Below are 12,576 nucleotides of genomic sequence, written 5' to 3' on the forward strand. Positions count from 1 at the left end.
AATGGGGGTATATCATCACTATGAAAAAATCTTTCTTCCTTATCCTTGCCGCGCTGATGCTTGTTCTGGCCGGCTGCGGACAAGCTGCTCCAACGTCCACCGACACGACGAATAACACAACTGGCGGAGAAGCTGCCCCAAGCGAAAGTCAGGAACTGACTACGTTGAAAGTCGCTTCGCTTCCGGCACCGATGGATGCGATTCTGCTCCTGGTAAAGCCGCTGCTCGTTGAAGATGGCATCAATCTGGAAATTGTTGAGATGTCGGACAATATCCAGCCGAACGACGCGCTGGCGAACAAGGAAGTCGACGCAAACTTCTTCCAGCACGTTCCGTATGCGGAAGCGTACAATGAAGCGCGCGGCGCCAACATCGTACCGGTACAGCCCGTATACAATGCTCTGTATGCAGGTTACTCAAGCAAGCATAAGTCGATTGAAGAACTGCCGAACGAAGCGGTTGTTGTTATTCCGAACGATCCGCCGAATATTGCACACTCGCTGCTGCTGCTTGAACAGAACGATCTGATTGAATTGAAAGAAGGAGCCGGGATCAAAGCGGGACTGAACGATATTACATCCAATCCGAAGAACCTCCAGTTCAAGGAAGTCGATCTGCTGACACTCAACCGCATGATGGACGACGCGGATCTGGTTACGATGTATCCAGCTTATGCCAAGCCGCTTGGACTGTCTGCCAAAAAAGATGCTTTGATTGTTGAAAAAGACATGCAGGCGTTTGCCATTACCCTCATGGCGCGTGAAGATAACAAGGATGACCCGGCGATCCAGAAGCTGGCTGAGCGTATGAGTGGTCCAGAAGTCGAGAAGTTCCTTGAAGAAGAATATACCGATACGTATCCAGCGTTTTAATATTTCCAGAGAATCATGAAAAGACCGATTGGCTTCTGCCAATTGGTCTTTTTTTGTCGAAAAAAGGGAGAAAGTCTTAATTAAAGCAATATACCTGCCGAAATAGTATGGAGAACAATTGAATTTGTGGAAATTATACTGCACAACAGAGGAGAGGCAGCGAATTGAAATTTACAATTAGACAAAAGTTAATCGGTGGATTCGGAATCATGATCGTATTGATTGTCGTATTGAACAGCCTTACGAACATGGGAACAAATTTTTTGAAGCAGCGCGCGGATGAATTGAAAGAACGAGATATTCCAAGTGTCGTTATGCTCGAAGAGATCAATGATCGCTTGAAAACGATTGATCTGCTGATCATGCGAAATATTTTGGAAACAGAAGACTCTGAAATGGGTAAAAGCATCACGGCGATCAATCAAGCACAGAATGATTTGAACGGAACTATAGAATCTTATTCCTCATTGGTAAGATCAAAGGAAGAAAAAGAGGAAGCTGCCGCTTTTAAAGAAGCTGCTGTCGGCTACCAAAATGCCGTAATGCAGATTCTCGAATTGTCGGAAGTGAACAGAGACGACGAGGCCACCCAGCTTCACAAGCAAACGCAGGAACTTGTAGTTGGAATGACTGATGCTCTAGAAACGGCTATAGCTGGAAAAGTTGACACGATGAATCGTGCAGCTGAGGCGCAGTCGGGAGCAGCACGTATCATTTTGAAAGTGTCGATCGCTTCTCTGGTAGTAGCGGTAGTTCTGGCGGTTCTGCTGACAATACTGATCTCGCACAGTATCAGACGTCCGCTGAATGCCATGATTGCGGAGGTCGATGCGATGGCAGAAGGGAAATTAGACAGGCTGGATCAAATTCCGACGAACCTTAAAGGCGAACTGAAGCAGATGGCCGATTCGCTGCGCCGAATGGGTCAGAATCAGCGCAATATTTTACTGGAAGTTGAACGGACATCCGAACTCTTGTCGAAGGCGGCCGCAGAATTTACTTCGGTAGCCCAGGAAAGTGCAGAGGGCGCCGAACATTCTGCTACCTTGATGCAGAATATGGCGGAGTCGAGTGAGCTGCAGCTGGAGAGTTCGCGTTCGAGCGGTCAGCAGATGCAGCAGATGATGGAGCAAATCTTAGTTATCCGGGATCGGATTGGACAGACTTCCGAAACGGCAGAGAATGCGAGCGCTCATTCGAAGCAGGGGGGCGAAGTAGTTGGTGAAGCGGTCCGGCAGATGGAATCAACCTCGCAGGGCATGCAGGAAATGACTGAAGCTGTCGAAGCGTTGAATCGGCGCTCAATCGAGATCGGTGAGATCGTTCAGTTGATTACGAATATTGCCAAGCAGACTAATCTGCTGGCGCTCAACGCTTCGATTGAAGCGGCGCGTGCGGGAGAGCATGGCAAAGGCTTTGCAGTTGTTGCCGGAGAAGTAGGCAAGCTGGCCGAACAGTCTTCCAACTCTGCGTCGCAGATCATTGATATGATTCATCTGGTGCAGTCGGACGCCGAGCGGCTTAGCGGTGTGATTGTACAGGCTGCCGGGCAGGTGTCGGCAGGACGCGAAGCGATTCATGCTACAGGGGGACTGTTCCAAAGCATCCGGGAAGCGGTCGGACAGGTCGGTGTACAGAGTGAGCAGGCTGTGCGGGCTACCGGCGAAATGGTTCAGGTTGTCGAGACGGTAGCGTCTTCCATCATGCAGAGTGGAACACAGACGGAACGTGCTGCAGAGGAAATTCAGAGCGTGTCAGCCGTTTCCGAAGAGCAGGCAGCAGCGATGGAGGAAATGTCAGCCAGTGCTGTATCGCTGTCGGAGATGTCCACCGAACTGCAGCGTTTGGCCGGACAATTTAAACTGTAAATTTTGGTTAAAACCGGTCTCTTTCTTAAATGAAAGAGGCCTTTTTGCCGATAAAAGACAAATAGCCTGTTAGTTAGATACTAAGCGAGCGATCAGGTATGAGACAGACAAAGGGGATGAAGGGCTTGAAGGGAGTACAAAAAGGATTGCAAAAACTGTTGGCGGCCGTGTTGGCGGCAGCGCTGCTGACAGGGACAGCGGCATTCGTTCAACCGGGCACGGCAGAGGCGGCAAGCGTCTGGAACGTCTACAACGATGCAAGACGCCTGGATGCACAGGGGAAATACGCACAGGCTATCGCAAAGTACGAGCAGGCGGGACGAACAATGGCGGCCAGCCGCGAATACGGCAACGCCGGACGCATGTATCGCAACGCGGGGGATGCGTACATCAAGCTGAATCAGTACGATAAGGCCGTAGCCAGCTATGATCTGGAGTCAGCTTATTATGCGAAGGTCAATCTAGTACAGGACAGCATTGCGGTCAAGCGTAAAGCCGATGCGCTGCGCAGTTCGGTAGAGCTGTATTACGAAACGGGTCTGTCTTCTGCGGCGATTAAGAATCGCAGCCGAAATCTGGCACCTCTGGAGCCGGCCAACGGCATTCTGATCGGCGCCTATGCGGAACAGAACAAGAAGACGCACAATTCGGCAGGCGGTAAATTCTATACCGATGAATATCCGAAGTTTTCCGGGAAAAAGCATGCCGGTTACCTGATCTATTTCACGTACGGGCAGCCGCTTTCTTCAATCCAGAGACATATCAAAAAAGCCAAAGAGAACGGTACCGCGATCGAGCTTGGCGTGCAGCCGCTTAATGGATTGGGCGAAGTCAAAGACAATGCCTACCTGCGTCAGTTGGCCAAGGATGCGGCGGCGGCGGAAGTCCCGATCTTTTTCCGCTTCGCCAATGAGATGAATGGCAACTGGGCACCATGGAAAAGCACACCGAAAACTTATATCGAAAAATTCCGGCTCGTGGCGGACGTGTTTCACAAAGAAGCCCCTGACAATGTCGCGATGGTTTGGGCACCGGGCGCCAATCCGATCGACAATATTCAAAGCTATTATCCCGGCGACAAATACGTCGATTGGGTCGGCGTGAGCCTGTACTCGATCTACAATCCGACAAATGATCCGCTGAAGCAGGGCATCGACCGCAGCAGTCATATCGCCAAGCTGGATGCCATCTACAATTGGTATGCGGACAGAAAGCCGATTATGATTGCAGAAGGTTCCGTATCGTATATGTATCCGGAAAAAATGCGCGACGTGACCGATTGGTCCGTTTATCAGACGCAGCAGCTGTACGCGACGCTGCCAATGAAGTATCCGAAGGTAAAAGCCGCATTCTGGTTCGATGTCGACTCCAAGGGTAAGACCGACCGGGTCAAGTATTATGGGCTCTACAACAATGACAAGATGCTCGCTGCTTACAAAAAAGGGATCGCCAATCCGTATTATCTGAGCGACGTCGGCAGCAGTACCACACTTACGTACAATCCGATCAAAACAACGGTACCGGCAAAAAAACTCAAAGTGTCCGGCTATGTTAAAACGTGGTCCCCGACGCTTGGCAAAGTTGTTTATAAAATCGGCGGCAAACAGGTCGGCGTCTCAACAACTCCGCCGTGGACGGCCGAGATCGACTTTTCCAAGTACAAAGGCAAAAACATTACGATCGACGTTCAGGCGTACGATAAGCAGGGTAAACTTCTTACGACGCAGTCGGTGAAGGTTAAAGTGCAGTAAAGTGTAGAGTAGAGTGAAGTGAACTAGGGCCTGTACGTAAACTTCTTCAAGCCAGATTCGAAAGATTTTATTGAAGGTGGAAGAAAGCAAAAAGAAAAATAAGTGCGTATGTACACTTATTTTTTCGAATTTTTAACTTTCGCTGAAATAAGTGCTTCCATACACTTATTTCAGCGTTTTCGCGTTTCTAACCGTACTTCACTGTTAAATAGTTGTACTTGTGCACTTATTGTACAATTTAGCGAGCTTTTGCAGAAAATAATTGCATATGGGCACTTATTGGGCTTGCATAAGGCATAAGGCATAAGGCATAAAACATGGAGCGAAAATTGAACATAAGTTTATGCGGTTCCTTAAGGAACCGCTTTTTTAAAAGTTATTGACGTATTTTATGTCAGAGGTTATGATGGTGACATAAAATACGTCAGGAGATTTAAAATGAAAAATCAAGAACGATCGGGAAATCGTACCATGTTGGAATATTTGGTCATGCTCAACGAACAATCTTATAGCGGCATCGGCCGTGAACTAAAAATTACTCCCCAGCAGTTCTCGGACTGGATCAAGCAGCGCAGGCCGATACCGGGTGAAAGGCTGACAGCTTTGGCTGCATACTTCAAAGTGCCGGAAAGCATGATAACGGACGCACGTCAGTTTGCTGCCTTTTTGACGGATGACAGTAGAACCCGAATTCATATGCTGCTGGTCGAGCGTGAAATGGAGAGATTGACAGCGGAAAATGCGGAAGAGGAAGACATCGAGCCTTTCCGGGAGAAAAAGCGGAAGCTTGAGCGGGAGTTGGAAAACTATCAGCGTTTGGCCAAAGTATCGGCGCTTCTGGAACGGCCGGACGATCGAGCCGGCGCAATTGTTGATGCGCTGCTTGAAGCGTTTGAGAAGGGGCGGGAAGACGAGTGGTTGAATAAGTTGGAGAGGTGAAGGGTGGACTGAAGCCTTTGGTTGGGAGATCGGCGATGAAGTTATCGATTTTATCGCCGATCTCCCGGATTCGTATTTGAGTATCTGAATTCGGGTTTAATTAGTACTTTGCCGTGAAGTCAGGAAGAACCGCTTCTCTGCTCTGCAGCAGATGCCGAATATATCGCTCCGTACTGTAGGCAATTTCTTCATTGCTTGTTCGTGAATTCACGCCGTATTGGATAAAAGGCGGTTCGTACTGCGCACCGAGGTAGTGTACAGTCGTCTCGAACGGACTGAGCATCGCATGGATATCGAAGCGGTATCTGCCTTCCGGCTGGTACTCGCTTTCCCGGCTCCCTGCAGAAATTGCGACGCCAATCGTTTTGCTGTGGAACAGATCGATACTTTCGCCGTAAGCCCAGCCTTCCAGCAATACCTCGTCCAGCCACTGCTTGAGCATAGGCGGTGAGCTGAACCAGTAGAACGGAAACTGCAGGATGATCCGGTCATGAGCTTCAACAAGAGCTTGCTCTGCGGCGATATCGATTGTACCGTCGGGGTACTTTTCGTACAAAGAACTTACCGTGATCAATTCGGGGAATTTCCGAAGTTCCTCCAACCATGTACGGTTAACGCGGGACGATTCCAATGCCGGGTGAGCGGCGATTACCAAAGTTTTCATAGCGGCTCTCCTCCTGATTGATCGAATAAGTGGGACAAGACTTATTGTAGAAGCAGGAGAAGGGCTTGTTAAGTACGCACTTTTCGGTAACCGTTCGGTCTTCGCAGATTTCAAGAACAAGAAATGCAGATTAATCCGCTTCTTTTTGAGCCTCCTGGTCATCCAGAAATTCTCCCTCCAGCATGAGCCGCTTATCGCCGTATACTCGGTCCAGATGAGCTTCGCCCCAGTAACAGAAGAAGTCCAGCACTCCAATCAATTCCTGACCGTATTCGCTTAACTCGTACTCAACTTTAGGGGGTACTTCGACATAGTCATGGCGCAGCACGACACCATCATGTTCCAGTTCCTTTAGCTGTTGGGCGAGCATTTTATGACTAATGTTCGGGGTAAGGCGCTTCAGTTCGTTGAACCTTTTTGTACCGCCGACAAGATGATATAGAATGATACTTTTCCATTTCCCGCCGATGACATCGAGTGTAACTTCAACGCCGATCCGGTACTTTTTTTGCGACTTTTCCATCTCCCGTCTCCTCCTGTCGATTTCCTCTTTAATTTCAGAATAACATAATTTGGTGTAACTGAAGTGTCACCTTCCGCGTTCATTACCGTAATAACGATTGCCGAAGAAATTTGTAATCCGTAAGAGAACGACATGCAGGTATACGAAAAAAGGAGCGGATCATTATGGAACTTTATTTCTCGGACAACTTTTTTAATATGGGCGAGACCGAAATTATGAACGCCGCCGGCGAGGCTTCAGGCACGATGGATCTTCGCAGCGCTTTTGGCGCTTCGCTGGATATTTACGGTCCCGGTAGGGAGCTGCTGTACACAGGCAAATTCCAGATGATGCTGAACCGCTGGCGGGTACTGGATGCGAGTGAGCGGGAGATAGGACTGCTGCGGCCGCGGTTCACCCTGTTCAGCAAAAAGTTCGAGTATGATGCCGGCGGACGAGGAGTCTACGAGATCGAATCGCCGAACTTTTCCAAAGAATATTCAATTATGGAAAGCGGAGCAGAGGTTGCGACCTTCGCCAAGACAAACGGCTGGCTGCGCAGTAACGCTTATAGGCTGGACAACCGCTCGCGGCTGGACGACTATGAGATGATCGCTATCGTAATGGGCGTCAATGCGATTCGCAAACGTCAGCAGTCCTCCAATTCCGCAGGATAGACACTCCAACTCTGGGTATGCGGTAAGGATTCCTGCGCTTATGGTACACTGGAGTCAAAAGGATCGAGGAGGCTGTACGAACGTGAAAAATTTGCTGGTCACCGGCTACCGCGCGAATGAACTCGGCATCTTCAATCAGAAGCATCCGGGCATTCCATTCATTCGCGAGGCGATCAAACGCCGGTTGATTCCGCTAATCGAAGAAGGACTGGAGTGGGTCATTACCCCTGGTCAGTACGGTGTCGATTTATGGGCATGCGAAGCGGTAATCGAACTCAAAAAAGAATATCCGCAGCTTAAGCTGTCGATTCTGGCTGCATTTTCGGGCATGGATGAGAAATGGAGCGACGAAAAAAAGGAATACTGGCAGGATCTGCTGAAGAGGGTCGACTATTATGGACTGGTCAGCAAAGAGCCATACAGCGGCCCTTGGCAGTTCAAGGCGCGAGATGCGCTGCTGCTGCGCAAGAGTGACGGCATGCTGCTTGTGTACGACGATGAGGCGGCGCCGGGCAGTCCACGCTATTTCAGGGAATCGGCGCTCAAAATGCGGGATGAAGAAGGGTATCTGCTGATCCAGATTACGCCGGAAGATATTCAGTCGGTAGCCGAAGATATGCAGGCCGACCTGGTCGACGCACAGGAAGACATGACAGACTGGAACTGAAAGGCTGCGAAAAACGTTTTTCCGGACAAGCCAGCTAACAAAATGATGCATGGATAAACGGAATCGAGAACGGGAGGCGGCAGACATGGAACTTCTTTTCGAAGGCAGAAGTTGGACTGTGGGCAAAAGTGACATACGGCGCTCGGATGGTACAGCTGCAGGTATGCTGGATCGAAGGGCTATGACTTCTCTCGTTCATGTACTCGATAATGAGGAATATGTCATGTATCAAGGACGCATGGAGCGGCATCCGAGAAGCTGGGTCGTCCGCAATGAGTATGATGAAGTGGTCGGCAGACTGCGCAAGCGGGCAGGCGTATCGTTCAAACATTTTGTGTATGATGCCGGCACGCGCGGCGTATTTGAAATTACGAAGGATTCTGCGGCCCGGCGCTACCGGATTGAAGGTCCGGATGGGATCATATTTGCAGAGTGGGATCGCCGCTGGGGGAGAACGGTCGCTTATCGGCTGCAGCCGGAATCGGGCAGCGGAACGGTAAGTCAGCACGAATGGATAGCGGCACTTCTGGGACTCGAAGAATTGATCGTTGATCCTGTGCTTTTGAGTGCAGCTGTAAGCGGAGTACTGTCGTTGGTTTGGTGGACATAGCAGAAAACCTTCATATCAAGATAAAGTTAATTAAGCTATTTCGAACGTATCTCGAACGTACCTCGAACGTATCCCGATCGTACCTCGAATTCTCAAATGCAAACAGCCGATGCAGACCCCGTACACCGTGTACGGACCTGCATCGGCTGTTTTTCATGAAGTTTGGTCAAGTTATTAGCGGCGGTTGAAGGAGAATCCTTCTTCCGCCAGGTATTCTTCAGCTTCTTCACGCGTCTCGAACGCCATTTCCAGGTTGACTCCGGAATAGATGAAGAATGTTTCTTCCTCGAATTTCAGAATCAGCTCCTGGCCGCTCTCGTCGGTCCAGACTTCTTCATCGGACGACGGTGCGGCATTCGAAGCGAAAGCTGAAGCAGCTGCGGATGACGCGCGATTCGGCGAATCCGAACTCGCAGACAGCGAACGGATCGAAGCACCGATAATCTCGCGCAGCTGCTCTTCAGAGTAATCGCGGACGTTGACGAATCCCTTGTCATCCGTCTCGTAACCGCCAACCAGTCCGGCAAACACATAGCCGTTGCCGTTCGGATGGAAGCGATAGCCGACCGTCTTTTTCTCGTGCGTACTGCCTTCGAAGTGATAGTTCACCCGACCGAGCGAGACATTGCGGCGTTCCAGCTCCGGAAAGGAGTCCAAAATCGCGATTTTTTGTTCGAAAGTAAGCATATAGAGAGTAAACCTCCAATAAAATTTGTTTTAAACCTTGTCAATGTGCCGCTACAGCAGTCCGACCATTTTCAATCCATGTGCAATGCCGTCGTCCTCATTGGTCTTTGTGACCCACTTGGCGACTTCCTGCACTTCCGGCAGGGCGTTGCCCATAGCGACACTGTTCGGAATGCCGGCGAGCATCTCCAGGTCGTTCAGCGCGTCGCCGAAAGCGTATTGGCGTTCAAGCGGAATGCCAAGTTTCTCCGTGATTTTGCGAATGCCCTCGAGCTTGCTGCCGCCGGCTGGAAGTACATCCGCAGACAGCGGACTCCAGCGGATGAAGTGCAGGGACGGCAGAATCTCTTCATAATGTGCCTCGTCCGCTTCGCTGCAGAACAGCGAAGCTTGATAGACGCTTCCTTCTTTGTAGAAGTGCGGATCGGGCGACGACATCGAAATGTAATTGAGCAGCATACCGAAGCCCTGCGCGACAAATTCGTCATTCGGTACGGTTGCTTTCATTTCTTTATCGTCGATCAGAATGACCGGATGGTTATGTGTCAGCGCAATAGCCGTCATCTTCTCCAGTGAACCTTTGTCAATCGGATTTGTGTAGATAACTTCGCCGTTCAAGACAACATACTGTCCGCTGTAGCTGACGTACGTATCGATACCCAGCTCCTCGCGGATTTCTTCGAATAAGAACTGCGGCCGGCCTGTCGCAATCGCGACAATATGGCCTCTGCGCTTCAGTTCGAAGACCGCTTCCTTCGCGGACAGCGGAATATTTTTCTGCTCGTCTACCAGCGTGCCGTCAATATCGAAAAAGACGATACTTTGCTCCATGTTAGCGTCTCCGTTTCTTTTATGAAATTGTCTTCAAGCGGAGCCGCCTTACAGCAGTCCGGCCAGTTTCAGCCCCTGCGCAATACCGTCTTCGTTATTCGACGTGGTAACCCATTTGGCGGCTTCTTTCGCTTCCGGCAGACCGTTGCCCATCGCGACGCTGTTCGGAATTCCCTGCAGCATTTCCAGATCGTTCAAGGCATCTCCGAAAGCATATTGACGCTCCAGCGGAATTCCGAGCTTTTCTGTAATTTTGCCAATACCCTTGAATTTGCTGCCTCCGGCCGGCAGAACGTCGAGCGAGAACGGATGCCAGCGTATAAAATCAAACGTGCCGAACAGCGTCTCATAAGGCTTCTCTTCGCCTTCGGCGCAGAACAGCAGCGACTGATAGATGAAACGATCCTTGTAGTACAGCGGATCGTGGGTTGGCAGCGTACCGATTTGCAGTGTACCGATACTTTCCGTGACCCGTTCGCTGTCCGGTACATTGGCGCGCATGTCTTCATGATCCATATAGACAACGGCATGGTCATGCTGCAGAGCCAGATTGGTCAGCTGCTCCAGCGCTTTGTCGTTCAGCGGATTCGTAAATACGACTTCGCCTTCGAGTACGACGTAAGAACCGTTGTAGCTGACATACGTATCAATGTTCAATTCTTTGCGAATATGCTCAAACAAGAAAGGCGCTCTTCCGGTTGCAATCGCAACAATGTGTCCCTGTTCTTTCAATGCTGCGACTGCTTCGCGGGTCGAGTCGTTGACCTGTTTGTTATCGTTCAGCAGCGTGCCGTCAAGGTCAAAAAAGATAATGCTTTTTTCCATATGAGATTCCCTCCATTTGCATTTATCGCGTCTTGACGCGGTTTTCCGCAGTTCTGTCTCTGTATGATCGGCGCCTTGTATCCGTTTCGCCGTATCTCTGTCTTCTCTAGTATAACATGAGGATGGCAGGGGAATCTTTTGTTTCAAAACTATGATATAATAAGTCCGAATTTGGTATGTAAGCGTTATCAGACAGCGAGCAAGGTTTGAAGCCTGCTGCCAATACCGTATCCTCAGGAGGTAGACAATGGCCCTTGGAACGAGCATGATCATACGTTTGCAGATGGATAAAAAGCAGGTGACGTTCGGCGAGGTTGCCGGTGCAATCGGTGACGGAGGTGGCGACGTGGTCGCAATCGACGTTATTCACGCTAGCCCCGAGCACACAATTCGCGATTTGACGATCAACCTTCCTGAAAAAATGCGCGATTCGGTGCTTCAAGCAGTCGAAGCGCTCCCCGGTGTCACAATCGTCAACGTATCGGACCGGACATTCCTGGCTCATATCGGCGGAAAGATCGAGATTCAAGCGAAAACGCCGGTCAAAAACCGTGAGGATCTGTCCCATGTATATACGCCCGGTGTAGCCAAAGTCTGCATGGCGATTCATGAAGATCCGCAAAAAGCTTTTACGCTGACGGTCAAGCGGAACATGGTCGCGGTCGTTTCCGACGGGACAGCGGTTCTGGGGTTGGGCGACATCGGACCGAAAGCGGCTATGCCAGTCATGGAAGGCAAAGCGATGCTGTTCAAACAGTTTGCCGGTGTAGATGCCTTTCCGATCTGCTTGGATACAAAAGACACGGAAGAGATTATTCGTACAGTCAAGCTGATCGCTCCGGCGTTCGGGGGTATCAATCTGGAAGACATCGGATCGCCTCGCTGCTTCGAGATTGAGCGAAGACTGACGGAGGAACTGGATATTCCGGTCTTCCACGACGATCAGCACGGAACGGCGGTTGTCGTATTGGCGGGTCTGCTCAATGCGCTGCGCATCGTCGGCAAGAAATTGGAAGATGCCAAGATCGTCGTTCTGGGTGTTGGTGCGGCGGGTGCAGCCTGCATCAAGATGCTGATGGCGGCCGGCGCACAAAACCTGATCGCAGTCGATCGCTGTGGGGCGCTGCACCGGGCGGAGAAATATGACAATCAGATGTGGGAATGGATCGCGGATCACTGCAATCCGAAGGGCGAAACCGGCGAATTGGAGCATGTGATCGCCGGAGCGGATGTGTTCGTCGGCGTGTCACGTCCGAATCTGCTGACACTGGACCATATTAAATCTATGGCTTCCGATCCCATTGTCTTCGCGATGGCCAACCCCGATCCGGAGATCGATCCGGAGCTGGCGGAAGCCCATGTACGTGTTCTGGCGACAGGACGAAGCGACTTCCCGAACCAGATCAACAACGTACTTTGTTTCCCGGGGATGTTCCGCGGTGCGCTCGACTGCCGCGCAAGAGTCATCAATGAAGAGATGAAAGTAGCCGCCGCACAGGCGATCGCATCAGTCGTTGAAGACGACGAACTGAACGAGCAGTATATTATTCCGAGCGTATTCAATGATAAAGTCGTAGACCGTATTCGGAATGGTGTCGTCGAAGCTGCGCTGCGTACCGGCGTAGCGCGGCGTACGCCGCCGGAATTCCGTTAAGCACACGCTTAAAGGGAAGAAGGACAGGA

General features: G+C 50.5%; 13 protein-coding genes. 8 read left to right on the top strand and 5 right to left on the bottom strand.

Annotation, left to right across the window (positions count from 1 at the left end; translation table 11 throughout):
• Positions 1-20 precede the first annotated feature (20 nt).
• The 4 genes from F456_RS0111420 to F456_RS0111435 all read left to right on the top strand — a co-directional run bounded on the left by F456_RS0111420 (position 21) and on the right by F456_RS0111435 (position 5,430).
• Complete coding sequence (locus tag F456_RS0111420) at positions 21-872, top strand: MetQ/NlpA family ABC transporter substrate-binding protein (RefSeq protein ID WP_018977165.1); 852 nt, start codon at positions 21-23, stop codon at positions 870-872.
• Between the two features lie 164 nt (positions 873-1,036).
• Positions 1,037-2,740: a methyl-accepting chemotaxis protein gene (locus F456_RS0111425; protein WP_018977166.1), complete on the top strand. Its 1,704-nt coding sequence runs from the start codon at positions 1,037-1,039 to the stop codon at positions 2,738-2,740.
• 116 nt (positions 2,741-2,856) lie between these two features.
• A complete protein-coding gene (locus tag F456_RS0111430) occupies positions 2,857-4,491 on the top strand; it encodes a glycosyl hydrolase (protein WP_229675651.1) in 1,635 nt (544 codons plus the stop codon).
• Between the two features lie 438 nt (positions 4,492-4,929).
• The gene (locus F456_RS0111435) at positions 4,930-5,430 is read left to right on the top strand and encodes a hypothetical protein (RefSeq protein WP_018977168.1); all 501 of its coding nucleotides are present in this window, start codon (positions 4,930-4,932) and stop codon (positions 5,428-5,430) included.
• A 100-nt stretch (positions 5,431-5,530) separates the two neighbouring features.
• Here F456_RS0111435 and F456_RS0111440 read toward each other — a convergent pair whose 3' ends face one another.
• On the bottom strand, positions 5,531-6,094 hold the full coding sequence (locus F456_RS0111440; protein ID WP_018977169.1) for an NAD(P)H-dependent oxidoreductase: 564 nt from the start codon (positions 6,092-6,094) through the stop codon (positions 5,531-5,533).
• Positions 6,095-6,224: 130 nt separating this feature from the next.
• A complete protein-coding gene (locus tag F456_RS0111445) occupies positions 6,225-6,617 on the bottom strand; it encodes a winged helix-turn-helix transcriptional regulator (protein WP_018977170.1) in 393 nt (130 codons plus the stop codon).
• 164 nt (positions 6,618-6,781) lie between these two features.
• Between F456_RS0111445 and F456_RS0111450 the strand changes: the two genes are divergently transcribed.
• The 3 genes from F456_RS0111450 to F456_RS0111460 all read left to right on the top strand — a co-directional run bounded on the left by F456_RS0111450 (position 6,782) and on the right by F456_RS0111460 (position 8,550).
• A complete protein-coding gene (locus F456_RS0111450; RefSeq protein ID WP_018977171.1) occupies positions 6,782-7,273 on the top strand; it encodes an LURP-one-related/scramblase family protein in 492 nt (163 codons plus the stop codon).
• Positions 7,274-7,355: 82 nt separating this feature from the next.
• On the top strand, positions 7,356-7,940 hold the full coding sequence (locus tag F456_RS0111455; protein ID WP_018977172.1) for an SLOG family protein: 585 nt from the start codon (positions 7,356-7,358) through the stop codon (positions 7,938-7,940).
• Positions 7,941-8,025: 85 nt separating this feature from the next.
• Complete coding sequence (locus tag F456_RS0111460) at positions 8,026-8,550, top strand: hypothetical protein (protein ID WP_018977173.1); 525 nt, start codon at positions 8,026-8,028, stop codon at positions 8,548-8,550.
• A 174-nt stretch (positions 8,551-8,724) separates the two neighbouring features.
• Here F456_RS0111460 and F456_RS0111465 read toward each other — a convergent pair whose 3' ends face one another.
• From F456_RS0111465 to F456_RS0111475, 3 genes are read right to left on the bottom strand one after another with little or no spacing between them, the layout of a single operon-like run.
• The gene (locus F456_RS0111465; RefSeq protein WP_018977174.1) at positions 8,725-9,237 is read right to left on the bottom strand and encodes a hypothetical protein; all 513 of its coding nucleotides are present in this window, start codon (positions 9,235-9,237) and stop codon (positions 8,725-8,727) included.
• Positions 9,238-9,288: 51 nt separating this feature from the next.
• Positions 9,289-10,068 (bottom strand): Cof-type HAD-IIB family hydrolase, encoded by a 780-nt coding sequence (locus F456_RS0111470; protein ID WP_018977175.1) that lies wholly within the window; start codon positions 10,066-10,068, stop codon positions 9,289-9,291.
• Positions 10,069-10,116: 48 nt separating this feature from the next.
• Positions 10,117-10,893, bottom strand: coding sequence for a Cof-type HAD-IIB family hydrolase (locus tag F456_RS0111475; RefSeq protein ID WP_018977176.1), 777 nt, complete (start codon positions 10,891-10,893; stop codon positions 10,117-10,119).
• 247 nt (positions 10,894-11,140) lie between these two features.
• On the opposite strand from F456_RS0111475, the gene F456_RS0111480 reads away from it, so the two are divergent.
• Positions 11,141-12,547 (top strand): NAD-dependent malic enzyme, encoded by a 1,407-nt coding sequence (locus F456_RS0111480; RefSeq protein WP_018977177.1) that lies wholly within the window; start codon positions 11,141-11,143, stop codon positions 12,545-12,547.
• The last annotated feature ends 29 nt before the right edge of the window (positions 12,548-12,576 follow it).

The sequence above is a fragment of the Saccharibacillus kuerlensis DSM 22868 genome (genome assembly GCF_000378145.1).
Lineage (GTDB): Bacteria > Bacillota > Bacilli > Paenibacillales > Paenibacillaceae > Saccharibacillus > Saccharibacillus kuerlensis.